At 53.5% G+C, this 24,249-nt stretch carries 17 protein-coding genes and 2 pseudogenes; 10 read left to right on the top strand and 9 right to left on the bottom strand.

The window, feature by feature from the left end; genetic code table 11:
* Positions 1-70: 70 nt before the first annotated feature.
* Positions 71-277: a hypothetical protein gene (locus tag IFJ82_RS09195; protein ID WP_192264046.1), complete on the top strand. Its 207-nt coding sequence runs from the start codon at positions 71-73 to the stop codon at positions 275-277.
* A gap of 171 nt (positions 278-448) precedes the next feature.
* Here IFJ82_RS09195 and IFJ82_RS09190 read toward each other — a convergent pair whose 3' ends face one another.
* The 3 genes from IFJ82_RS09190 to IFJ82_RS09180 all read right to left on the bottom strand — a co-directional run bounded on the left by IFJ82_RS09190 (position 449) and on the right by IFJ82_RS09180 (position 6,280).
* A complete protein-coding gene (locus IFJ82_RS09190; RefSeq protein ID WP_239026114.1) occupies positions 449-1,861 on the bottom strand; it encodes an efflux transporter outer membrane subunit in 1,413 nt (470 codons plus the stop codon).
* Positions 1,862-1,923: 62 nt separating this feature from the next.
* Complete coding sequence (locus IFJ82_RS09185; RefSeq protein WP_192264043.1) at positions 1,924-3,099, bottom strand: efflux RND transporter periplasmic adaptor subunit; 1,176 nt, start codon at positions 3,097-3,099, stop codon at positions 1,924-1,926.
* Positions 3,092-6,280, bottom strand: a complete 3,189-nt coding sequence (locus tag IFJ82_RS09180; protein WP_192264040.1) for an efflux RND transporter permease subunit — start codon at positions 6,278-6,280, stop codon at positions 3,092-3,094. Before IFJ82_RS09180 ends, IFJ82_RS09185 begins: the two co-directional genes overlap by 8 nt.
* Before the next feature lie 410 nt (positions 6,281-6,690).
* Between IFJ82_RS09180 and IFJ82_RS09175 the strand changes: the two genes are divergently transcribed.
* From IFJ82_RS09175 to IFJ82_RS09150, 6 genes are all read left to right on the top strand, one after another.
* Entirely contained in the window at positions 6,691-7,473 is a 783-nt protein-coding gene (locus tag IFJ82_RS09175; protein WP_225578611.1) for a class I SAM-dependent methyltransferase, read from the top strand.
* A gap of 17 nt (positions 7,474-7,490) precedes the next feature.
* On the top strand, positions 7,491-8,237 hold the full coding sequence (locus tag IFJ82_RS09170; RefSeq protein WP_003619578.1) for an SDR family oxidoreductase: 747 nt from the start codon (positions 7,491-7,493) through the stop codon (positions 8,235-8,237).
* A 369-nt stretch (positions 8,238-8,606) separates the two neighbouring features.
* Positions 8,607-9,806: an MFS transporter gene (locus IFJ82_RS09165; protein ID WP_225578610.1), complete on the top strand. Its 1,200-nt coding sequence runs from the start codon at positions 8,607-8,609 to the stop codon at positions 9,804-9,806.
* Positions 9,807-9,958: 152 nt separating this feature from the next.
* Positions 9,959-10,477 carry a (2Fe-2S)-binding protein gene (locus IFJ82_RS09160; RefSeq protein ID WP_275394575.1) on the top strand — a complete coding sequence of 173 codons (519 nt, stop codon included), beginning with the start codon at positions 9,959-9,961 and terminating at the stop codon, positions 10,475-10,477.
* Positions 10,470-12,707, top strand: a complete 2,238-nt coding sequence (locus tag IFJ82_RS09155; protein ID WP_225578609.1) for a xanthine dehydrogenase family protein molybdopterin-binding subunit — start codon at positions 10,470-10,472, stop codon at positions 12,705-12,707. The genes IFJ82_RS09160 and IFJ82_RS09155 overlap by 8 nt, the downstream gene beginning before the upstream one ends.
* A 100-nt stretch (positions 12,708-12,807) precedes the next feature.
* Positions 12,808-14,091 (top strand): c-type cytochrome, encoded by a 1,284-nt coding sequence (locus tag IFJ82_RS09150; protein WP_225578608.1) that lies wholly within the window; start codon positions 12,808-12,810, stop codon positions 14,089-14,091.
* A gap of 376 nt (positions 14,092-14,467) precedes the next feature.
* Here IFJ82_RS09150 and IFJ82_RS15720 read toward each other — a convergent pair.
* Positions 14,468-14,661: pseudogene (locus IFJ82_RS15720) on the bottom strand (transposase); the annotation flags it as partial.
* A gap of 186 nt (positions 14,662-14,847) precedes the next feature.
* Here IFJ82_RS15720 and IFJ82_RS09145 point away from each other — a divergent pair.
* Positions 14,848-15,513: an ABC transporter ATP-binding protein gene (locus IFJ82_RS09145; RefSeq protein ID WP_225578607.1), complete on the top strand. Its 666-nt coding sequence runs from the start codon at positions 14,848-14,850 to the stop codon at positions 15,511-15,513.
* Positions 15,510-16,313: an ABC transporter permease gene (locus tag IFJ82_RS09140; RefSeq protein ID WP_192264034.1), complete on the top strand. Its 804-nt coding sequence runs from the start codon at positions 15,510-15,512 to the stop codon at positions 16,311-16,313. Before IFJ82_RS09145 ends, IFJ82_RS09140 begins: the two co-directional genes overlap by 4 nt.
* Positions 16,314-16,416: 103 nt before the next feature.
* Here the strand turns inward: IFJ82_RS09140 and IFJ82_RS15995 are convergent, their stop codons facing one another.
* The 5 genes and pseudogenes from IFJ82_RS15995 to IFJ82_RS09120 all read right to left on the bottom strand — a co-directional run bounded on the left by IFJ82_RS15995 (position 16,417) and on the right by IFJ82_RS09120 (position 22,380).
* Positions 16,417-16,959, bottom strand: a complete 543-nt coding sequence (locus IFJ82_RS15995) for a DUF4070 domain-containing protein (RefSeq protein ID WP_408901712.1) — start codon at positions 16,957-16,959, stop codon at positions 16,417-16,419.
* Between the two features lie 120 nt (positions 16,960-17,079).
* Positions 17,080-17,571, bottom strand: a pseudogene (locus IFJ82_RS15990) (B12-binding domain-containing radical SAM protein); the annotation flags it as partial.
* 663 nt (positions 17,572-18,234) lie between these two features.
* On the bottom strand, positions 18,235-19,467 hold the full coding sequence (locus IFJ82_RS09130) for a sensor histidine kinase (RefSeq protein ID WP_225578606.1): 1,233 nt from the start codon (positions 19,465-19,467) through the stop codon (positions 18,235-18,237).
* 812 nt (positions 19,468-20,279) lie between these two features.
* Entirely contained in the window at positions 20,280-21,665 is a 1,386-nt protein-coding gene (locus IFJ82_RS09125) for a sensor histidine kinase (protein ID WP_225578605.1), read from the bottom strand.
* Positions 21,666-21,669: 4 nt separating this feature from the next.
* Complete coding sequence (locus tag IFJ82_RS09120) at positions 21,670-22,380, bottom strand: response regulator transcription factor (protein WP_192264023.1); 711 nt, start codon at positions 22,378-22,380, stop codon at positions 21,670-21,672.
* A gap of 459 nt (positions 22,381-22,839) precedes the next feature.
* Between IFJ82_RS09120 and IFJ82_RS09115 the strand changes: the two genes are divergently transcribed.
* Positions 22,840-24,192, top strand: coding sequence for a carbohydrate porin (locus IFJ82_RS09115; RefSeq protein ID WP_225578604.1), 1,353 nt, complete (start codon positions 22,840-22,842; stop codon positions 24,190-24,192).
* Positions 24,193-24,249: the final 57 nt, after the last annotated feature.

Below are 24,249 nucleotides of genomic sequence, written 5' to 3'. Positions count from 1 at the left end.
GATATAAGGATTGAAGAACCATCAATTGATGTCTTTGTCATCGAATGTGCGGTGCAAGGAATAATGATTGATGGTTCTGTTCAATGCTATCTGTCAGAAGTGGTACCTGCTTTTTGGCGCCGGGGAACAGGCGCATTCGCGTGGGTTTGGCGAAGATGCCCATCAACATGCCGTCAAACTTCAGGAACTCTATATCGTTCCGTTTTTCGAAAGCGCCTTGGATAGCATAGAGATTGCTTGTGATTGCAGATGTCGGGCGCGCGGCTTTACGTCGTGACCTGGGGAACGTCATGAACAGTGCGATATTGGTGCTGCGGTGCAGGTCGCGGCATCTGACCGTGACAATCGGGGCGGGCTATCCCCGAACCGGCTATCGGCTTCAATCATATATGTCCTGCATATAGCTGCGTGCCATAGTTCTGGGGGGATGAAGGGGGGAGGTACATATTCAAAGGATATGCTCAGCAAGAGGAGCCTTGCGGGGCGCAATTTCCTTACCCCAGCCACCGCCAAGCGCCTTGTAGAGGGTTACACTGTTCGATAGTGCCTGAAGCTGCGTTGTAATGGCTGTGAGTTCGGCAGTATACCACGCCCTTTGGGCGACAAGTGTCGCAAGATAGGGGTCATAGCCAGCCCGGAATCTCTGCAGGGCGAGGGTATATTGTCGTTGGGTGGCAGAAACTGACGCCTGTTGGGCCGTCATCTGTCCGACATAGGTTTCCCGTCCGACCAGTGCATCGGCGACTTCCCGGAATGCGGCTTGGATCGTCCGTTCATAGCGCGCCATCTCTTCTCGTTGACGCGCATGCGCCTGCTTGAGCTGGGCTGTCAGCCGACCCGCGTCGAAGAGGGGCAGGGTGATTTGTGGGGCGACATTCCAGGCTCCCATGCCGCTTTGAAAGAGGCGGGTAATATTGTTGCTTGCCGTTCCATTGGCGGCCGTGATCTGGATTTTTGGGAAAAATTCGGCCCGGGCTGCACCGATATCGTCATTGGCGGCCCGTAACTCGCCTTCTGACGCCGCGATATCCGGGCGTCTGGCAATCATATCGGACGGCAGGCCAGCCGGGATATTTGGGAATGCCGTGACGCGATCAAGTGATGTTTTGGCGTTCATTGACTGGATGGTGGCGTCGGACAGGGGGGTACCCACCAGCAACGTCAACTGATCGAGGGTTTCCGCACGTTGGCGTGTATAGATCTGTAGATCTGTTTCAGCATCATGCAGGGCGGCTTCGGCTTCAGCTACGTCAAGTTGCGTGCCGGTGCCGACAGTGGCCGTCTGTTTGACAAGGTCATAGGTATGGCGCCTGTTTTCCAGCACATTCTGTGTGACCGTAACTGCCTGATTATTGGCAATCCAGTTCAGCATGGCCGTCGCCACACTGGAAATAATGCTCAGGCGCATGGCCTGCTGAGTAAGTGCGCTGGCCATATAGCGGTCGAATGCTGCACGGGATGCGCTGCGGATACGTCCCCATAAATCGACCTCATAAGCGGAAACGCCAAAACCAACTGCATATTGCCGCATATAAATAGGTTCATTCGTGCGGGAAAGGCTCCAGATATGAGAATTCATTTTCTGGATATTGGCGCCTGCCGTGCCGTTCAAGGTCGGGAAGAGGGCGGCATTTTCAATGTCGAATTGTGAACTGGCGGCCCGTGTCTGCTGTTGGGCAATATGTAGGTCCCTGTTATTTTGCAGGGCCGTGGCGATCAGGTTCTGCATGACCGGGTCACGGTAAAACTCCCGCCAGTCCTGCATAAGCGCCGTATCATTCTTGAGTGGCGGAGTGCTTTTGCCGTCAGATGGCCAGGTTGTCGAAACCGGTGCGGCCGGTCTGTGATAATGTGGGATCATGGTGCAGCCGCCGAGCATAGCTGACAGCGCAATCCCGTGAAGAAAGAGCGAGGACCGCACGATCAGATCACCTTCAGGTTTTTGTCAAGTTGTGGTGCAACAGTGCTGCCGTCATGCAGGGCGGAAGGAGGATGGACCACAAGCTGGCTTCCCTCGGGAAGGCCGTCGAGGATTTCCAGCCTGTCACCGAAATCCCGCCCGACCTTGACCTTGTGGATCGTCACCTTGTTATCACTGCCGACCGTTTCGACGGAAAGCCCGTCAGCCTCATAGTTCAGGGCTTCTGAAGGAATCATGATAACGGGCGTTGCGCGCGGGAAATCAAAATGGATTGTCGCGTAAAGCCCTGCTGTCAGGCGACCATCGTGATTGTCGATCTCGATCTCCACAGGCAGCATCCGGCTGCCCTGTTCCAGGGCATGACCCGTGCGCGTCACTGTTCCACGGAAGGTCTGTCCCGGCCGTTCCGGTACCACGATGGAGGCTGGTTCGCCTACCTTGAGCGTCAGGGCGGCATCTTGGGGCACATGGACACGTACGCGAAGACGGTCGGTGCGTGTTACCACAAAGAGTGGTCGCACCTGCGTAGCGTCGGCGCTGACCAGGTCGCCCGCTTCGATATTCCTGATGGTGATAACCCCGTCATAAGGGGCTCTTACTGTCGTGTAGGACTGGCGTTGTGCTGTTTCGGCAAGAACGGCATTGGCCGCTGCCTGTTCGGCCTGGCGTGCCCGTTGGGTCAGGCGGTCCACATCGAAATTCTGTTTGCTGACCGCCCCGCCGCCGACCAACCCGCCTGAGCGCCGCGCCGTAACGCCCGCCAGGTCCAGATTGGCGCGTGCCTGTGCCAACGTGGCCTGTGCCTGTTCGACACGATGGTCAAGTTCGGGGGCACGAATGATCGCGAGAACCTGTCCGGTATGCACCGGCGTACCGATATCCACCAATCGTGTTTCGATATAGCCTGACGCGCGGGCGTTGATCGCCGAGGTTTCTAGGCCCACCGTTTCCCCTGGCAGATCGAGTGGCACGGCGCTGGTCGATACACGTGCGATCATGGTCCGGACATCAGGGATCTGCTGGTTGCGTTCGGCGGCAATGCTGCGTGCTATGGCCGTGCGTTCGACATGCAGGTAGATCCCGTATCCGATCGCGACGATAATCCCCGTCCCGGCGAGGAGGCTGGCGGACAGCGGCCTGCACTTACGACTGGCGCGTGGGGGAACGGGGTCAGACATTCTCATATTCCTCAAGTATGCGGGTCTCGTTCCGGCGCAGGCGGCTGTAGAGCCAGGGGACGATAAAGAGGGTCGTGCAGGTTCCGATCATCAGCCCACCGATCACGGCACGACCCAGCGGTGCGTTCTGTTCGCCGCCGTCCCCAAGACCGAGCGACATCGGCAACATTCCGATTATCATCGCCAGGGACGTCATCAGGATTGGCCGCAGACGTTCCCGACCGGCCTCCATTGCGGCTTGCATGGCATTCAGTCCGTGCGCGCGGCTCTCCTTTGCAAAGGTGACGAGAAGGATGGAGTTCGCGCTCGCGACACCAACGCTCATGATCGCGCCCATAAGGGAGGGGACAGAGAAAGTGGTTCCTGTCACGAAAAGCATGAGTACGATGCCGCACATGGCTCCCGGCAGGCCGAGTATGACCACCAGCGGGTCCATAAAGGACTGGAAATTGACGACCATGAGCAGGTATACCGCGATGGCCGCCACCAGCAGGCCGATTTCGAGGCGCGTGAACGACGTGTTCATGCTGTCGATCTGTCCTGCAATCTCAATATTATTACCAGGCTTCAGCTCAGATCTATGCCGCATTACAATCCGACCGATATCGTGTGCAATGCTCCCGAGGTCACGATTTTCGGCGCTGGCATCAATGTCCAGAACGGGTTGGATGTTGCTGTGTGAAATTACGTCAGGGGCCACCGTGCGTTCAATGGTGGCGACATTCCTTAACAGGGTGGGGATAGACGTGGCCTGGGATGCGTTTCCGGCCACGACCAGCTTGCCCAGGTCATCAACGGTATTGACCTGATATTGCGGTGTCTGCACAGCGACCGGATACAGCGTTCCCATCTGCGGGTCAGGCCAGAAGTTCGGTGTGACGGTATTGGAAGAAGCCTGTGAGACCATCACGCTACGTGCGACATCGTTCAGTACCAGATTGAGGTCCTGCGCGCGTTCACGGTCGATCGATACATTCAGGGCCGGCGCTGCGAGTTGCTGGTGCAGATGTACATCCACCAGACCACGCACATGACGCATCTCCGCCATGATTTTATCCATGACAACACGGTTATTCGCCTGATCATATCCCGTAATCCGGACGTCGATCTGGGAAGTCAGGCCGAAATTGAGGATCTGTGTCACCATGTCGGCGGGTTGGAAGTAAAACACGACATCAGGGAACCGCTTGGCCAGCACAGTGCGCAGGCGGCTGATATATTGCGCGGTGGGGTGATGGTTTTCCGTTAATGCCACCATAATCTGTCCGTCATTCGGGCCAATTGTGGAGCCATCGTCAAATGGCATGGAATAGCGAAAGGGAATGCCAATATCATCAAGCACCAGTTCGCGTTCATTTGTGGGAACGATTTCCCGGATTGTATCTTCGACCTGATCGAAAATCCGTTCTGTCGTTTCGATCCGGGTCCCGGCAGGTGCGCGGACATGAAGCTTGAATTCGCCTGCATCTATACTCGGAAAGAAGTCCTGCCCAACCTGTGTTGCAAGCAGCACGGCCCCCAAGATGAAGATCCCCCCCAGCGCCGGGGCTTTCCATGTGCTTTGCAGAAGGGCGGAAAGCGCATTTTCATAACGCGTGCGAAGACGTTCGAACCGGGCATCGAATTTCGCACCGAAACGTTCGAATACCGTAGGTGGCTTGCCTGTTTCCTTGCGGCGTTTTCTGGCCTGTTCTTCGGAGCGCAGGAGAAGGGCTGCAAAAATCGGCACAAGTGTCCGGCTGATGGCGTAGGAGGCCAGCATGGCATACACTACGGCCAGTGCCATGGGTGTAAACAGGAACCTTGATGGTCCTGTCAGGAACTCGACGGACACAAATACGCATGAAATTGCCAGCGTTGACACAAGAGTTGGCAGTGCAATACCCGCGGCACCATCCAGTACGGCCCTGCGCAGTTCGGCGCCATCATGATGCAGGCGATGGATGTTCTCGATCGTGACCGTTGCGTCATCAACAAGGATACCCACAGCCAGTGCCAGACCGCCCAGCGTCATCAGGTTCAGGGTTTCACCGGTTGCAGACAGGATGGCAATCGAAGAAAGAATGGCAAGCGGAATAGACACGGCGACGATCAATGTCGAACGCCAGCTCGACAGGAACGCAAGGATCATGGCAGCAGTCAGCAGCCCGGCGATGATGGCTTCTGACGCAACCCCCTTGATCGCTGCCTTGACGAACAGGGATTGGTCAAACAGTTCGTCAATCTTCATGCCAGGCGGTGCTGCAGCCCGGGAAATCGGCAGCACGGTGTTACGCATGGCGTTGACGACGGCAAGTGTGGAGGCATTCCCGGCCTTCATGATTCGTAACAGGACAGAACGCTGCCCTTCACGGCGGACAATGTTGTGCTGTACTTCCCAGCCATCACGAACCTGTGCAACATCGCGGATACGGACGATGGCGCCTGTCACGGGATCTTTGCGCAGGGGAATGTTATTCAACTGTGCAGAAAAATAGGGGATGCCGTTCATCTGGATGTTATATTGCGATGGCCCGAATTTTACCGTTCCACCGGGCAGCGTCAGGTTCTGGGCATTGATGGCGTTGGACACATCCAGTGGACTGATCCTTAGGGCCTGCAGCTTGGTCGGGTCGATATCGACCATGATCTGGCGGATCTTGCCTCCGTGTGGGGGAGGCAACAGCGTGCCTGGAACCGGGGCCATCTGCTGGCGCAGGCGATACACGCCATAGTCGTACAGTTCACTTTCGCTGAGTTTGTCGGAAGACAGGGAAAGCTGAAGGACCGCAACACTTGATGCGCTGTACTGCATGATAATGGGGGGTTGCACACCGGGGGGAAGCTGGGCGCGGATCGACTGTGTCGCGGCCACTGTCTGGCCGAGTGCCACGCCAATATCCACGCCAGGTTGGAAATACAGCTTTTGAAGTACCAGGCCCGGTGTTGTCTGGCTTTCGATTGTCCGTAGGTTATTGATAAAAAAGCTATGGGAAAATTCCGTATAGGTACTGATGCGCTTTTCGGTTTCTGGTGCTGACAGGCCGTCATAATACCAGACGACAGTAACGACCGGGATGTCGATATTCGGGAAAATATCGGTTGGTGTCCTGAAGATGGCCGAAATGCCAAGCAGAAGGATCAGCACTCCCCCAACGATAAAAGTATATGGCTTTCGGAGCGCAAGACCAACAATGCCCATGAATTGGCAATTTCCTCTTTTCGCATCTGGTGGGGGATAACTGTGGAAAATTGATTGCCATGTTGCGCGACGTCAGATGGCATCGGTATTGATGCATGAATGGTCATAGTAATTTATCCCATCTTCTTACGACTAGCCGCTATATTTTGAATATGATTATGAATTTCATTCATTAATCATCCACAGGATATGGAGCCCTGAAAATTCTGTCTGGATAAAATGAAGTATTGCGTCATTGATACACCTCTCTGATATTTGTCGAGGGAATGCGTCATGAGACGGCCTGACTGTCGCATTCATGAGCACAATTGAAGGGCGTATGCGTCTACAGGGGGCTAATCGCGCTTGTGATGAAACCCTATATAGGGAAATATCAGGGATTCTGGCATAGGAACGGATATAGAAAAATCATGAAAGCGGTTTATCCTCTCGTATGCGCGGTTGCCATGACCATGACAGGGCAGGCATTGGCGGCGCCGACGCTGGAACAGGCTGTTCATTCTTCCACCCGGGATGCCAAGTTTATCGCGCGCGATCCAATCCGGCATCCTGTGGAGGAATTGCATTTTTTTGGTCTACGCCCTGATGCTCGCGTTGTGGAAATCTGGCCGGGAGGAGGATACTGGACGCAGATCCTTGGTCCCTATTTGCACGATCGGGGGAGCTATACTCTGGCGTTTGGTCCCGAAGATGGGGCCGGTTCCGCTTTTAGCAAGATGCTGGCCGCACATCCGCAACTTGCGCAGACGTTCAGGACCATACGGTTTGATGGCGAACATCTTGATTTCGCCCCGCCTGACAGTGCCGATCTTGTTTTGACATTCCGTAACCTTCATAACTGGATGGAAGCCGGGAACGCGCCACAGATGCTCGCGGCAATCCACCGGGTTCTCAGGTCGGGGGGAATATTCGGTGTTGAAGACCATCGCGGCCATACGGATGCCGTGCAGGATCCGCATGCGGGTGATGGGTATGTGCGCCAGTCTTATGCGATCTCGTTGATTGAAAAAGCAGGGTTCAAGCTGGTTGGTACGTCGGAAATCAATGCCAATCCGCGTGATACGGCCAACTGGCCAAAAGGCGTGTGGACACTACCGCCGACCTTTGCCCTTGGGGACACGGATCGTGCCAAATATGCCGCGATCGGGGAGGGGGATAATTTCGTCCTCAAATTTCAGAAAATCGACCGTTAAAAATACGGAGAATGATCATGAATAACAATGTTACGGACAAGATCGTTGTCATTACGGGGGCAAGCAGCGGTCTGGGGGCGGAAGCCGCACGGCACCTGGCGGGGTTGGGGGGCACTGTTGTACTTGGTGCGCGGCGCGAAGACCGTATCAAAACACTTGCCGACAGTATCCTTGCCAAAGGTGGCAAGGCTCTGGCGATTGAAACGGACGTGACGGACCGTGCCTCGGTCCAGAAACTTGTTGATACGGCCGTCAAAACTTATGGCCGCATTGACGTGCTTCTGAATAATGCAGGGGTTATGCCTTTGTCGCCACTCGAAAAACTGCGCGTTGATGAGTGGGACTTGATGATTGATGTCAATATCAAAGGCGTCCTGTATGGCATTGCGGCAGCTCTGCCCCATATGAAAGCACAGAAGAGCGGCCATATCATCAACGTATCGTCTGTCGCAGGCCATCGCGTTCTTGAAAACAGTGCTGTGTATTCGGCCACAAAATTTGCTGTCCGTGCTCTTTCGGAAGGACTGCGGGGAGAAGTGAAGCCGTATAATATGCGCACGACGGTCATTTCACCGGGGGCGGTTCAGTCTGAACTGCTTAATGGCATCCATGATGAAGCAACTGCCGAACAGCTCCAGAAGTTTGTGCCGAATATTGCTATTGGTGCTGACTCGTTTGCAAGATGCGTGGCATTCGCCATCAATCAGCCGGAAGATGTCGATATCAACGAAATTCTTTTCCGCCCTACCAGGCAACAGATTTAAGATGGGGCAGCTTATATAAATTTATTGTGGATGCGCTGTATACTTGGATATTTCGGCCCATTTGCATAAGACCATGAAGAAATTATCGGCAGCTTCTGCCTGAGTGCCGGCACATGTCCTTATATCTGTCGGCACAGCATAATACCAGCCCCAGAGCATTCATGAATATAATTCATGATAGTACTCGTTTTATTGGGGCTAGTCTATATGCCATTCATTCCTTATGTCTTCTATCACACCTCACCTGCCACAATGCATGAGATAGGCTGGCACATGGCAATAATGTGTCTGATGGCTGGTGCTTTGTTGATCTCTCGCATGATTATGAGGGAGGTCCATGGGTGTAAATGATCGTAATATTGAGGCAGAATGGACACTATCTCTCAAACAGCTCCTGAAATGATCCAGAATGCCGATAGTCAGGCAGGCTCTTGGGGCGCCGTGCTTGCCATGTCTCTGGGGGCCTTTGCGCTCGTTGCATCCGAATTCATGCCAGTCAGCCTTCTGACCCCGATTGCAGCGGATCTTCATATCAGTGAAGGGCAGGCGGGACAGGCCATTTCGGTATCCGGCGCATTTGCGGTCCTGACAAGTCTGTGTATTGCATCGCTTGCCAAGGGCGTGAATCGCAAGACGCTGTTACTGGCCCTCATTGGTATGATGATTGTTTCCGGGACAGTTGTGTCCCTCGCACCGAACTATATCATCTTCATGTTCGGGCGGGCGATGATTGGTGTCGTGATCGGCGGTTTCTGGTCGATGTCGGCTGCTACGGCCATGCGCCTTGTCGAAGATCATCATGTGCCACGTGCGCTTGCGATCCTGAATGGTGGAAACGCCCTTGCGACGGTTATTGCGGCGCCCGCCGGAAGTTTTCTGGGTAGTCTTATTGGATGGCGCGGCGCATTTTTCTGCGTGGTGCCTGTGGCTGTCATTGTTTTCGCCTGGCAGGTTCTCAGCCTTCCGTCCATGCCCAGTGAACGTCACCGACACTCTGCAAGCGTTTTTGCTCTGTTGACGCGACCGATCGTCAGAATGGGAATGGTCGCGGTCAGTCTCTTTTTCATGGGACAGTTCACACTTTTTACATATGTCAGGCCATTTCTTGAAACAGTTGCCCATGTCGATGTGTCCACCCTGTCGCTGATCCTGCTGTTGATGGGGGTTTCCGGCTTTGTTGGTACTGTGCTGATCGGGGGGGCATTGAAAAAAAGTGTCTATCCGGTTCTGATCGTCATTCCGCTCCTGATGGCCATCATGGCCGTCGGCCTCATTGTGCTGGGGAAATGGGTTGTCGTTTCTGCCATGATACTGACTGCATGGGGCCTGTTTGCGACATCAGCGCCTGTGGGATGGTGGACGTGGCTGGCCCGTACGCTTCCGCAGGATGCAGAAGCCGGAGGTGGGCTTATGGTTGCCGTCGTCCAGCTTGCCATCACGCTGGGGGCGACCTGTGGGGGCCTCCTCTTTGATGGGATCGGTTATCAGGCCACATTTGCCGCCAGTGCGCTTGTGCTTGTGATTGCGGCACTACTGGCGTTTGCAACGATGAAGACAGGGCGTGCCTGACCATGACGATGTAAGGCGGATGCAGGCATATCTGCCACCGGGGCAGAAAAGGTTAGGTTTTTATAGGGAGTGCAGAAATATTTCTGTATTGACTGGATATTTCCGATCAATGTCTCCCATCAGGATCAGGGCGTGTACTGGTCCCATTGGTCATGCAAACAGCAAGCTGGACATTCTTACTTGGCGACGGGGCGTTGATGGAACTGACGATTAATGGTGCGCGGCACCACATTGATGTTGAGCCGGATACCCCTTTGTTGTGGGTGCTGCGTGATGACCTGAAGATGACGGGCACCAAATACGGATGTGGCCTTGCGCAGTGTGGTGCCTGCACGGTGCTTGTCAATGGCAATGCAGTCCGATCCTGTGTCATGCCGGTTGGCGAAGTGGGTGCGGCAGAAATTACAACCATCGAAGCAATCGAACAGGACAGGATCGGCAAACGTGTTGTTGCTGCATGGGTCAGGCATCAGGTACCGCAATGCGGCTATTGTCAGTCCGGGCAGGTGATGGCGGCGACATCGCTACTCATGCGGACTGCGCATCCCACGGATGAGGATATCAGGGCGGCGATGGTCAATCTCTGTCGTTGTGGCACCTATAACGCTATCAGGGCGGCAATCCACGAACTGGCTGACACGACGGAAGGAAAGGGGCTGGACAGTGACTGATGCTCCGTTCGATGCGATGGGGATGGAGGAAATCCCGGTCAATCTCTCCCGGCGGGGCTTCATGCTCTCTTCGGCGGGTGTGGCGGCCGGAGCGTTCGTGCTGGGAATTGGCGTGCCTTTAGGGCGCGCCAGGGCAGAGGGGACGAAGCTGCGGGGTACGAATGTGCCGGCATTTCTGGAAATCCGCCCTGACAGTACGGTGCGGTTGCAGAGTCCCTTTGTCGAAGGCGGCCAGGGTACGTTTACGGCAATGGCGCAGATCGTTGGCGAAGAACTTGATGCTGATCCCGCGACTTTCCTTGTCGAAAATGCACCGCCCGGTGATGAATATGTGGTCATGGATAATGGCATGCGCATTACCGGCGGCAGCATGTCCATCCGCAATGGCTATTCCGCGATGCGCCGACTTGGGGCACTGGCGCGACAAATGCTGCTGCAGGCTGGTTCACTGCATCTTGGTGTACCGGTCGGGGAACTGACGACGCAGCCTGGTCAGGTGGTTCATACGGCCTCGGGGCGTTTGATTGCCTATGGTGAACTTGCCCACGAAGCGATGAATCTTCCTGTGCCGGCGCCAGAGAGTGTCACACTCAGAAAGCCAGGGCAGTTTCGCTGGATCGGTGCATCCGTACCGCGTGTGGATGTTCATGACAAATCGACAGGTAAGGTTGTCTACACGATTGATGTCAGCGTGGAGGGAATGCTTCATGCCGCCGTGCAGCATGCGCCACGCCTTGGCATGGATATTCAGTCCGTGCGTAATGAGGATCAGGTCCGGTTGATGAAAGGGGTGCATTCCACGCATCATCTTCCGGGCGCGTTCGCAGTTGTGGCCGAGCGTTGGTGGCATGCGAAGCGTGCTGCCGAAGCCGCCGAGATCGACTGGAAGGAAGCCGGAACGGATACGGGCATGCGTGTCATGCCTGCGGATTTCTCGACGGAGGCCTTCAGGAAGGAACTGGCCGATATACGCGGGCCGGGTCAGGAGGCGGAAACAAGAGGTAATGTCAGGACGGCGCTGCAAAATGTGCATACGGTCGTGGAGGCGACATATTTCAGCCAGTATGTGAATCATGCACAGCTTGAACCGCCATCCGCGCTGGTCCGGTTCAATCCGGATGGCACACTGGATATCTGGGTACCCAATCAGGCACCGGATATGTTCCGGGCCGACATGGCCAGACGCACGGGGCTGTCCGTGGAAAAAATTTCTGTTCACTCACAGATGCTTGGCGGATTTTTCGGGCGTCATTTTCTTTATGACACGGCAAGTCCCTATCCTCAGGCAATTATGCTTGCAAAGGCGACAGGTCGTCCCGTCAAATTGATCTGGAGCCGCGAGGAAGAATTCCTGCGCGATACGCTGCGGCCGATGGCGGCTGTGCAGTTTCGGGGCGGACTGGATAAGAACGGCATTCCCGTGGTTCTCGAAGCCGTAAGCGTGACGGAAGGGCCCACCGAAGGCCTGAATAACAAGCGCGGTGACAAGCTGGACGAGAGTGCCCTCGAAGGATTGACCGGGAAAGCATATGATATCCCGGACAGGCGTATTGCCCAGCATTATGTCAAAAGTCCCGTAATGCTTGGTTACTGGCGCTCTGTCGGGAATTCCATGAATGACTTTCTGTATGAAACATTTCTGGATGAACTGGCCGATAGGGGAGGACAGGACCCTTATGGGCTGCGGCTGTATCTGCTGCGTGATAACAGGCGCCTGACCACCCTGCTCAAGGCGGTCGGGGAACTGTCCGGTGGGTGGAAGCGCGGCCCGTTCACGGCGGAGGATGGTTCGCGTCGTGCACGTGGTGTCGCCATGGCTTCACCGTTCGGATCTCATGCAGCGGCGATTGCCGAAGTGTCGATCAAGAACGGTCGTGTTCGTGTACACGACGTCTGGGAAGCAATAGATCCCGGACAGGTTGTGAACCCCGCCATTGTCGAGGCACAGGTGAACGGGGCCGTGGCGCTTGGCCTGTCACAGGTTCTTCTGGAAGAGACGGTTTATGAAGATGGGGAGCCACGTGCGCGTAATTATGACGGGTATCCGATCCTGACGCTGGATCACATGGCACGCGTGCATGTGAAAATTGTCGAGAGTGGGGAAAAGATGGGTGGGGTGGGTGAACCCCCATTGCCCGCCATTCCGCCTGCTGTTGCCAATGCGGTTTCGACCCTGACGGGGCGGCGTATCCGTAGCATGCCACTGTCACGCCATGATTTTTCAAGCTGAGAATTCGATTGCGGAATATAAAATGAATAACCGCCTGAAGAAAATTTTCACAGTGGTGGTTCCTGTGTCAGCCGTTCTGGTTTCGGGAATGTCATGGTTCGTGACCCGGGTGCCAGCATCGCCTTTTGACCAGACAGGCCCGCAGGAGGAACGCGCGATCGCACTTGTCGCACGCGGGGATTATGTCGCGCGTCTGGCGGATTGTGTGGCCTGCCATACTGCGCCGGGTGGGACGGCCTATGCAGGGGGGCTGAAGATGGTAACGCCGATGGGTGCGATCTTTGCCACGAACATCACGCCTGATCGTGACACGGGTATCGGCACCTATACGCTGGCGGATTTTGACAGGGCGCTTCGCTCTGGCGTGGCAAAAGACGGGCATCGCCTCTACCCGGCCATGCCATATCCGTCCTATGCCCGGATATCGGATGACGATGTCCGTGCGCTTTATGCCTATTTCATGTATGGTGTTCCGGCCGTTCATCAGGAGAACCGGAAAAGCACGATCCCCTGGCCGCTGAACATGCGGTGGCCTCTGGCATTATGGAATGTAACTTTTGCCCGGTTTGGTGTTTATCAGCCAGATGCCTCTAAGGACGTCCAGTGGAACCGGGGCGCCTATCTTGTCGAAGGGGCCGGGCATTGTGGGGCGTGTCATACGCCACGAGGGCTGGCGTTCAATGAGAAGGGGGCAGACAGCCACAGTCGGACGTTTGTGTCCGGCGCGTTGATTGACGGGTGGTTTGCACCCAGCCTGCGTAATGACCCCAATACGGGGTTGGGTCGGTGGAGTGAAGACGATGTCTTTCATTTCCTGAAGACCGGCCGGAATACGCATGCCGTTGTTTTTGGCTCCATGACAGAGGTTTTTAATAATTCAACGCAGTTCTTCACGGATGATGATCTGCGTGCTGTTGCACATTACCTCAAATCCCTGCCCACCGATGGGCAGCGTGATACGTCCTCGTGGCATTATGAACCGACACAGACTGCCGCCCTGGAACCTGTAGGACAACAGGGTGTACCGGGTGCGCAGATCTATATGGCGAAATGTCGTTTTTGCCATGGCGTGGATGGCCGCGGGCAGGGGCAGTGGATTCCACCGCTGGCCGGGGTTGCGTCGTCTCTGGCGTCTGATAGTTCTTCGGCCATCAACATCACGCTGAATGGTTCCGCCCGTATCGTGGCAAATGGTATACCAGATGCCTATCGGATGCCATCATATCGCGCGCAGCTTTCGGACAAAGACATTGCAGATGTGCTGACATTCATCCGTTCGTCATGGGGAAACCGGGGGGCTCGCGTCTTGGTAAGTGATATTCAAAAACTCAGGGACAAGACTGTCCCAGCCAGCAGCGCTCCGGTTATTCTAAAAATACAGTAATATGTAATTCTGATATCGCGTTAGTGGTAATAAAAATCTGATTGATTACGGTGGGGAGAGAATTTTGTACATATTACAAGGTTCTGGCCTGTTAATATCATGAAAAATATTAAATGGCCGTCTATATTTCTTGGTGGACGCAACAACGTATGGTTCATTTTTTAGGGAGGGGAATTTCCAGAATCATGTATTGTTCGTTTTTGGGTTTTAAAAAATATTTCTGATATTTCTATTTTTAATAGTCTCTATGTTCGTCTGGTCCCCGCAATAAAAGAGACACGGCGCGCATGTACCAGAATTATGGTAAGACCATGCAGAAAACAGGTAGATTTCGAAATGCGGGTATGTATTGACTGTGTTTGCAGCCTACGGCGTGTTAGGGCTTGATCCAGTCTGCTGCGGCAGCGATATGGATGACCGCGAGGAACGATGTTGCTGTTTTTCATATCTGGTTGCGACTGCACGCCATTTCTTGAGGCGAGACCAGAGGTTCTCAACGAGATGCCGACACCGATAGGCCCATTTGGGGCGGGCGACCGGTGCATCACGTCGTTTCGCGGGAATGGCTGGTCAGGCTCCCATGTCCCAGATCGTCCACGTCTCATCCGTAAAAATGCCTGTTCTATCTCCTTCTTTCATCCCTACAATATCGGAAGAATTTCAAGGTCTAACAGGTCGTAATATTGCGTATATCCAGCATATGCCAATATAGGCAACAGTCCTGAAGCAAATGCAACATGACTGACTTTTTATGTGATGATGGGTGTTGGCCGTTCCGGGGGATGGATGATGACGGATGGGGATACTGCCACAGGGATGGTATCGGTCTTGGCAGTTCTGGCATTACAGTCGGCTCATGGTGGTCCGTTCACGTTTGTGCTTGCCGCAGGTGAATGCATTACAATTACCGGGGAGTCAGGCAGTGGAAAAACGGTGATGCTGCGTATGATTGCCGACCTTGACCCGCATGAGGGGGACGCACAGGTTGATGGGAAGGCCTGCTCAGCCATGCCTGCGGACCGGTGGCGTCGTCTGGTGCAGTATGTTCCGGCGGAACCTGCATGGTGGTCGGATGTCGTGACGGACCATATGGCGGATACGGACGAAGTGCGCGATCTGGTCGTACGTCTTGGTCTTCGGACAGATTGTTTGCGCACGCCGCTCTCGCGCCTGTCAACGGGGGAACGTCAGCGGTTGGCGCTGATCAGGGCGATACGGCTGAATCCCCGTGTCCTCCTGCTGGATGAACCCTGTTCGGCGTTGGATGGTGCAACGACGGACAAGGTGGAAACTGTCCTGCAGGCGTTACGGGCACAAGGAGTGGCCATTGTTCTTGTTTCCCACAATATGCGCCAGGCCGAGCGTATGGCTGACCGACAGTTTCAGATGAGGCATGGGCATCTGGAAGAGATACTGGCATGAGCCCGATCGTACTGACGACAGCAGATCTTCTGGTTGCTGTTGCGCTTATTGTTACCGGTGCCGCCCTGTCATTTTTTCTGTCATTGGGGCTGCATAGACTGCTGCTGGTATCCGCCGTGCGTATGGCGGCACAGCTTGCCCTTGTTGGCAGCGTGCTGTTGTTTGTGTTTGGTCACGCCTCGGTGTGGCTGACGGTCGGGTTGCTGACATGCATGTTCTGTGCTGCCACTTATGAGGCAGGGGCGCGTCAGCATGATCGGTTGGGTTCGGGCTGGCATTTCGGGATTGCCGGGGCAGCGACAGTGACAGGAACGCTCATTGTGGCGTTGATCGGGTTGAGGACTGCACTCCAGCCCCATCCATGGTATGTGGCGCGTACGGCAATTCCCCTGACGGGCCTGCTGCTGGGCAATGTCATGAATGCAACCAGCCTGTCGATGAACACGCTGCTGTCTGCCATTACACGTGAACGCCAGGCAATTGAGGCGCGGATCATTCTCGGGGCGACCCGTGCACAGGCAATGAATGGACTTATTCGTCAGGCGGCCCGTACCGCCCTGCTTCCCACGCTAAACCAGATGGCCGCCGCCGGGATCATTACCATGCCCGGCATTATGACAGGACAGATACTGGCAGGCATGAATCCTCTGGATGCATCCAGATATCAGGTTCTGCTGATGTCGCTGATCGTCAGTGGCAACCTGATCGGCGCAACGGTCGCAGCATATCTTACGGTCTGGCGATTGATGGACAATCGGGGAAGACTGCGGCTGGAACGGCTACTGTCCCGACCCGGTTAATAAAAAAAGTAGAGACCGGTTGCGTGCTCCAGGTCGCGATGCGGTCCTGTCATTGATTGTGCAGGCTATCTTGGCATGATCGATCGTCCGGGCTTTGGTGGTATCATGCAGGCACGAGTACCTCCTTGGCAGGCTGCATGATGGGCATAACTTGTTTATGCCCCTGATCGACATTTGCGATTTCACGATCGATTTCTGCGATGACCTGCCGTGAGAACGGGCCTAGATGGAGATAGAGGGCGCTTGTCATGATAACATAGGGCACGGCCTTGGGATTATGCAGGGCACAGTCGATCAGCATGCGCCAGAACTGTCCGGCCGTGCCGGGGCCTGCGCGGTGTATGCGCAGTATCAGGCGGGCGAAACTGCGCAGGTCGCCCTTGATCATCCGGTGCGCGCGCTCCCGCTTCAGCATCCGGCCCAGGCGGCGCACCCGGCCGAAATAGGCCACCGGGTCATAGATCGCCTTAAGCACCGTCCGGTAATCATTGAGCACATCCCGACGTGGCCGTTTCGTTTCGAAATTCAGGCCCGCCGTACACTGGTCCCCCGACTGCGTCTGGTCATCGGCGGGGAAAAGGCGTCCTTCGGCCAGCAGGCGGCGTGTCAGTTGCGTCGTGGGCAGGGCATAAAGCAGCCCGACCATGCAGACCGGGATTGCCGTATCCTCGATACATGCGATCATGCCGGCGGCGACGCTGCTCTTTTCGCTGTCAAAGCCGACGATGAACCCCGCATTTACGAAAATACCGGCCCTGTGGATTGTCTCGATGCTCTGTTGCAGGCTGCGCCTTGTATTCTGCTTTTTCTGCGTCATGACAAGCGTATCGGTATCCGGGCTTTCGATCCCGACGAAGATCGCAAAGAAATTCGTATCCGACAGGCTATGCAGAAGGTCTGGGTCATCGGCAAGGTTGATGGAGGCTTCGGTCGAGAACTCGAACGGGAATTTCCTTTCGGCCTGCCAGCGTTTCAGGTCCGGCAGGAACTTCTTGAGCGCCTTTTTGTTGCCGATCAGGTTGTCATCGACAAAATCCACATGGCCGCGATAGCCAAGGTTATACAGCGCATCGAGTTCGGCCATGACCTGCGCATTCGTCTTGGTGCGCGGCACGCGGCCATACAGTTCGATGATATCGCAGAATTCGCAACTGAACGGGCACCCGCGTGAAAACTGGACCCCGACATGAAGATACTGGTCCAGTTTCAGCAGGTCAAAGCGGGGAAGCGGGCTTTTAGTGACGTCGGTCTTGCCCATGGGGGCCTGAAAAGTGCCCTCCCGCGCGCCGCGGCGCCATGCCGCGATGAAATCGCCCATGATTTCCTCGGCCTCGCCCAGGACCTGGAAATTCGCATTGCCATACAGGGCGGGACTGGATGTGACATCGGGCCCGCCAACGACCACCGGCTTGTTGCTGGCGCGGCAGAGGTCGATGATATGCTGCGTGTCATTACGCTGTGGCAGCATCCCGCCGGTCATCACCATGTCGGCCCAGCGGAAGTCCTCATCGCTCAGGTCTTCGGTATTGCGATTGACCAGCCTGACATCCCATTCTTTGGGCAGCAGGGCCGCAACCGTAATCAGGCCAAGCGGCGCGGCAGGATAACGCGCACCGGTCAGATCACAGGCTTCCTTGTAATTCCAGAATGATCCTGCATTGAAAAGGGGAAAGATCATCAGAACCTTGCAGATGTCGGTCATTATGATTGAATCCTTTTGTTGGAACCAATCGCAAGAGGAAGGTGCATTAACTGTTTTACCGTTGGTAAAACGGTAATATTCCGGTGTATGTGCGTCATGTCTCGTCCATCTCTATGATTAAGGGGGCCTGGGGTCACAAGGGGGTATCAGGGGCGGGTTAGCTGGCAATGATCGATGAAGTGTTTCATGCGGATGCCCTATCTGCAGATAGATGATTGCTCACGAGATGCTGACCATGGATCCATACGGATCAAGTGGCAGGGCAATACGTACACACAGGCCCGTTGGCTGGTTATGGTGGAATGTCAGCCTGCCCCGATGGCGCTGCACGATGTCATAAATGATGGGAAGCCCCAGGCCCCCATCCGCATTGCCTACCGGGTTCAGCCGAGCGATGGGAGGGAGTGCAATATCATGCATGTCATATGGGATGCCGGGATCATGATCGGCAACTTCTATAATGGCTTCATGAACATCCCTGAAAGTACGGACCTGCACCTGACTGCTGAATGTTCTGGCATTGTCGATCAGGGTCTTCACCACGCGGGTGATGGCGACAGATTGACAGATGCAGATCAGGTTGGAATTGCCCTGATAATTTACGTGCGTGTTGCTCGCCCGGTAAGTAAAGCAGACCTCTTGCACCAGGCTACTGATATCAACCTGCTTTGTCGGTTCCGTGTCGCCCTTCCGCTTCAGGAATGACAATGTCCCATTCAGTATCCGGTTCATAAGCCATAAATCATTGCGCAGCGCGGCAGGGGCGGCATCCGGGCTGCCCATGATTTCAATCCGCATGGAGAGCCGTGTCAGCGGCGCATGCAGGTCATGACTGATCTTCAGCATCATGTCGTGAAAGGCCCGGGAGATGTAATGCGGTGCCACCGGTTTATGTCTGACCAGGGGCATGGACGTTATGCCATGGACAAAGGTTTGTCCGTTGTCGGTCCGTAAGCTTAGTGAGCGGTTAATGCGCCACAGGCACCATAACAAAAGGGAGCCCATTACGACAGGCAGCGACAGGAACATTATGATCATCGGCAATGTCGTACGTATGCATTGTGAGCGCTGATGATTGAGATGGTTATGGACGGTAATGAAAATCCTGTCCTGCGGCATGTCGATATGGGTGGAGGTCAGGCCACTTGGGTCGACGATACAGGTTGAGTCCGTGATGATGGCATCCCGATTGTTTGGCTGTGCCTTGAGAATGCGCCGCAGCAGGACAGAAACATGTTTGGTCTGGATTGGCAGGCAGGGGAAGGGCGCTGTGGTTCGAAACCGTGTATCAGCCGTGGACATACTGCGTGCGATGGCCTCACGCGTGGTAGGAGAACTGGTGCGCAGGGTGTCAATTGCCGTTTCGATTGCCAGTACATTTGGCCACAACCCAGGGGGCTGGGGGCGGATAATCGGGCACAACGTCATGGCCAGAAGGGATGCGACAATCATGGTCATCATTGTGCAAAAAATTATAATTGCGATCATTGGTCGATAAAATACGCGGGAAGACAGTAAAAAATATTCCGTCATTTTACGCACTTCCCCGGTCGATATTGAGTTGTATCCTGTATAGAAATATCAACGCAATCATGAATATTCTGTCTTGTTCGGGACAGGATGACTGTTACCCGACAGGAAGAAAACATTCCATCTGGCTTCATGCAGACAAAGAGCAAGAGAATATTATTATCAGGAGCATTATTTTTTTATATACGTGAAAATTCCACCTGAATTATTTGTTGCCAATTTTATGCCCTGCGTGGATATGCTGGGTTCCTGAATGTGTCATATATATCCTACGTTCTAAAGAATAATTTGGAAATTTTTAAAAACTTCCTTTATTAAAATATAAAAAATCATGCAGGCGTGTATGAAATAATCCCAATATTGGGATTATTTTAGAAAGCAGACCCGAAGGAAAAAACTTAATAAAATCAGTGTGATGTGTTTAGATCCGATGTCAGATGGTTCCTGCTATTGGTAACCTGTTCTGGATTGATGCCCATTGATAAAAAATATGTATCAAATGGGACAATTTTCGTGGATTATGATTTCTCTGACAGGATTTTGTTTCGGTTCTGGCACATGAAATAATCCATTCATCAGGTGCGGTATGTCGTATTTTTTATCACCGTATCCTGATCGTTGGCATTGAATGGACTGAAACGCGATATATTTCATAATAAAAGAACATATTTTCATTGTATTTTATAAATTGGTAATTTTTAATACATTTTGTTCTGAATGTTGGGGTATATTTTTTATTTACGTATATCTACAGGAAGCATGACAATACATCTCAGGCCAGGATTATTGTCGGACAGGGTGATGGTGCCTTTGTGAAGCTGAATGATGGCTTTTACCATGCTCAGCCCAAGGCCATTGCCGTCATGTGTGCGGCTTGTATCCAGGCGGACAAAGCGGTCGAACACATGGTGCATGGCCCCCAGTGGAATGCCAGGGCCGTTATCCGCGATTTCCACGCAGATCCTGTTATCCAGTGTCTGGATGCGGGCTGTTATCATGGTTTTTTCTGGTGTATGGCGCATGGCATTTTCAATCAGATTGGAAAAAGCCTGCCGCAGGAGAACGGGATGGCCCATGATGGTTGGGCAGGCATCCATGACTTTGGTAATCAATTTCTGACCACGATCTTCCATAACTGGACGATAGGGATCAAGAACTGATTCCAGTAATTGGTCTGGATCAAGCAATTCCAGTTTATCATTCCATGCGCCCGATTCAAGCTGAGCCAGTTTTAGCAATGAAGAAAATATTTCCAGTGCGGCATCCAGGTCATCGATTGCAAACCCGACCTGCTCACGCATTGTATCGGCGGGAACATGTTCCAAAATGGCGCATTCCAGATTCTGACGCATACGTGACAAAGGGCGACGCATATCATGAGCAATATCATTGGATACCTGTCGCAGGCTAACAATCAGTGCTTCATTTCGATCAAGCATCGCATTGAGGCTTTCCGAAAGGTGATCCAGTTCATCATGCGTTCCCCGCAGCGGAATGCGGCGTGACATATCACCCTGCATGATGCTGCGTGCAGCCATGCTTGTGGTTTCGATCCATTTCAGGATTATACTGCTAAGAAAAAGTCCACCCGCAATCCCGATCAGGCCGAATCCTGCAATCTCCCACAGGAGCGTTGTCCATAAGTCATGTTGCAGATGCGTCAGGGAGGATGCATCTATACCAACGAAGTAATACCCACCATCGTTGAGGATGTAACCAACCCCATAAACAATATTCTGATTCGTTTCCATGGGAAGTCGATGGGCCCATGACAGCCAGCGTTCGCCAGGAACGGGGCGCAGGTGCAGCATATTGCCAGCGACAATATTCTGTCCTGGCCCCTGAAGCAGATAATGAAAACCGGGTTCATGTTGCACCAACCCCCTTACAACCGGGAGAAGGTGGGGAACATCGGCAATCAGGGCATCTGCAAATGTTTCATGTCCTTCGTTTTGTACCTGCTGTCGTATTTCCTGACGCAGGGCAGCCTGACTGTAAAGGCCGGACATAACTGTCATGATCGTGCCGCCCAATATGAAAAGGCAGGCAAATAGTGTCACGATACGAAATGAGGCGCTGGCGATGATGCGGCGTATCTCTATAATACCAAATCTAGGCATCCTGTTAAAGTGCATCCTCAGGCGGCGTCATGATATAGCCACGGCCTTTTACTGTGTGGATGACGGGCGCCGCATTCCGCCCCAGTTTTTCGCGCAGGCGACTAAGGTGGGTTTCCACGATGTTGGTGCGGACGGGAAAATCCATGTTCCATACGTATTTCAGCAGCGTCTGACGCGAAAGAACAGTGCGTGGATTGCGCATAAAAAATTCCAGAAGGTTCATTTCCTGCGGCTGTAGCAAAATTTTCCTGCCATTTCGTGTAATGGAACGCGCAAGCAGATCCAGTTCGATATCTGCTATACGGATAAGCAGCGCATGATGGGTCAGTCTGGTACGCCGCAGAAGTACCTGAATGCGTGCTGCAAGTTCCCGCACGGCGAATGGCTTGACCATATAATCATCCGCTCCCTGCCGCAGACCGCCGACGCGGCTGGGAACACTATCCATGGTTGTAAGAAAAATAATCGGCGTTGCCATGCCATCCCCGCGCAAACGGGTCAGGATGGACAGGCCATCCATTCCCGGCAGCATCCTGTCAAGAAGAATGACATCCCATCGGCATTGCTGCGCCAGGCGCAGTCCTTCATGTCCATCTGACGCTGTATGAACGACGATGTTTTCAGGCAACAGCCCTTCGCTGACGTAACGGGCCGTATTTTGGTCATCCTCCACAAGCAGGACATGTACTGGGGATTCCTGATTACGAGAGTTCATTTGATGACTTCACTGTGTGATTAGGTTAAAAAGCAATGCATCATGGGCATTCAGCCGGGTGGAATGCGTATTGTCATCAATATTTCAAGAATTAAGGCAGGTGTTGATGAAGCGGCCTATGTCATGGTTGGGTATGATGCCGGATAACAGGATATCAGGGCATAAAGATTGAGCATGAGAACGAATTGAATTTCATATATAATATATGGGGCTGCCATGGAGAACAAGATTGCGCTTGGCATATTGGGGCTTTTTCATAAAGAGAATATTGACTGATAATGATGGGGAGAGAATATATTATAGAAAATTAAGTGGTTGAAATAACATATTTTTTGCAAATGCTCCCTTTGGGTTGCTGTAGTTCAGGACGGTCAGGGTTGATATTTCAGGGAGTGACATTTATAAAATAATGAATATTGTGAAATATATTATATTTATATCTGAGTGTGCATAAATAAATTGTCGTATATATGGAAAATCAGGCTCTTTCGTTTATTGCCATATATAATGACTCTCGCGATGATGACTTCCACCGCATATGCACAAACGGTTCCCATCAGCGTATTAAGCGCAGGTGTTACGCCGCAACAGAATATCCCTGATCATATTGACCCGCATGCCCATCTTTCGGGTGACTGGGGTGGATTGCGGAACTGGCTGCTCAGGCAGGGGGTTGATATCCGCATATCCGATACGAACGAATTATGGTCTGATCCTGTGGGGGGCGCGCAGGCATCAAATAACTATATTGGCTCCACGGCCATTGAAATGGTGACGGATCTGCATCTGTTGACAGGTCTGCCGTTGGGAACGTTCGATATCAGTGCCATGGAGATTCGTGGACGACCATTCAGTAATGTCCCTTTGTATGTTTTCAACCAGACCTCGAATATCGAAGCTGATGATAACGGTCGATTATATGAATTATGGTACAGCCAGAAATTCATGGGGGAACGACTGGCATTCCGTATTGGCAAGCTGGACCTTGGGCATGATTTCATGGTCAGCGGCGTTGGACTGAATTTCCTGAATGCTTCCTTTTCCTGGCCCATCATGCCCGATAATGACCTGTATGATCAGGGGCCTGTATCACCCGTGACGACGCCGGCGATACGGCTGCGCTATACCCTGTCTCCACGATGGAATTTTTTGGTTGCGGCTGCTGATGATAATCCCATTGGTGCCCCTTTCATTAATGTAAGGGACCCGTGGAATCAGAACCGCGATCCCGGCGGAACACGATTTAATTTCGATACAGGTGCGCTTTTCTTTGGGGAGATGCAATACCGGCGGGACATATCGGGGCGGGCAGGCACATATAAAATTGGTGGTTATTTTGATACCGGTCGATTTCCAGATCAGGCTGATTTTACAAAAAGCCATAAAACAAACTGGGCCATTTATGCCCTTGGCGATCAGACCCTGCAGCATTTGGGCAGAGTGACGGAACTCGATGCTTTCATCCGTGGGAACTGGACTGCGGATACGGACCGCAACCAGATTGTTTATGCGGTTGATGGGGGAATGGTTCTGAAGGGACCGTTTCAACGTGAAGGCGATGTCGTGGGGCTTGGAGCCGGCCTGGGCGCGGCTAGCCCCGATCTGGCACGGGCTGACCGGCGTTCCGGCCAACCCGCACAGGGAACCGAATATCATCTGGAACTGACCTATCAAATCCAGGTTACGCCATGGTTCATGCTTCAGCCTGATATTCAGGGTATCGTGTCACCCAGTGGCGGTATTCTCGATAGTAAGGGCCTGCGTGTGCATGACGAAGCTATTTTCGGGCTACACAGCAGTGTAACATTCTGAAGCAACGGAAAATGCAGGCATTTCCTGTTGCTGTCCTGCGTGACATGTACCAGGAAA

Origin of the sequence: Novacetimonas hansenii, assembly GCF_014843995.1 — a bacterium.
GTDB lineage: Bacteria > Pseudomonadota > Alphaproteobacteria > Acetobacterales > Acetobacteraceae > Novacetimonas > Novacetimonas hansenii.
Note: the sequence above shows the minus strand (reverse complement) of the source record. Positions and strands in the feature narration are given on the sequence as shown.

Excerpts from the sequence above, each read along its gene's own strand:
- IFJ82_RS09160 (WP_275394575.1), top strand. The coding sequence starts at position 9,959 with ATGCAAACAGCAAGCTGGACATTCTTACTTGGCGACGGGGCGTTGATG.
- IFJ82_RS09140 (WP_192264034.1), top strand. The coding sequence starts at position 15,510 with ATGAGCCCGATCGTACTGACGACAGCAGATCTTCTGGTTGCTGTTGCG.
- IFJ82_RS09165 (WP_225578610.1), top strand. The coding sequence starts at position 8,607 with ATGGACACTATCTCTCAAACAGCTCCTGAAATGATCCAGAATGCCGAT.
- IFJ82_RS09175 (WP_225578611.1), top strand. The coding sequence starts at position 6,691 with ATGAAAGCGGTTTATCCTCTCGTATGCGCGGTTGCCATGACCATGACA.
- IFJ82_RS09145 (WP_225578607.1), top strand. The coding sequence starts at position 14,848 with ATGATGGGTGTTGGCCGTTCCGGGGGATGGATGATGACGGATGGGGAT.
- IFJ82_RS09185 (WP_192264043.1), bottom strand. The coding sequence starts at position 3,099 with ATGTCTGACCCCGTTCCCCCACGCGCCAGTCGTAAGTGCAGGCCGCTG.
- IFJ82_RS09190 (WP_239026114.1), bottom strand. The coding sequence starts at position 1,861 with ATGATCCCACATTATCACAGACCGGCCGCACCGGTTTCGACAACCTGG.
- IFJ82_RS09120 (WP_192264023.1), bottom strand. The coding sequence starts at position 22,380 with ATGAACTCTCGTAATCAGGAATCCCCAGTACATGTCCTGCTTGTGGAG.
- IFJ82_RS09130 (WP_225578606.1), bottom strand. The coding sequence starts at position 19,467 with ATGATTGTCGCATCCCTTCTGGCCATGACGTTGTGCCCGATTATCCGC.
- IFJ82_RS09180 (WP_192264040.1), bottom strand. The coding sequence starts at position 6,280 with ATGGGCATTGTTGGTCTTGCGCTCCGAAAGCCATATACTTTTATCGTT.
- IFJ82_RS15995 (WP_408901712.1), bottom strand. The coding sequence starts at position 16,959 with ATGGTCGGGCTGCTTTATGCCCTGCCCACGACGCAACTGACACGCCGC.
- IFJ82_RS09170 (WP_003619578.1), top strand. The coding sequence starts at position 7,491 with ATGAATAACAATGTTACGGACAAGATCGTTGTCATTACGGGGGCAAGC.
- IFJ82_RS09195 (WP_192264046.1), top strand. The coding sequence starts at position 71 with ATGGTTCTGTTCAATGCTATCTGTCAGAAGTGGTACCTGCTTTTTGGC.
- IFJ82_RS09125 (WP_225578605.1), bottom strand. The coding sequence starts at position 21,665 with ATGCCTAGATTTGGTATTATAGAGATACGCCGCATCATCGCCAGCGCC.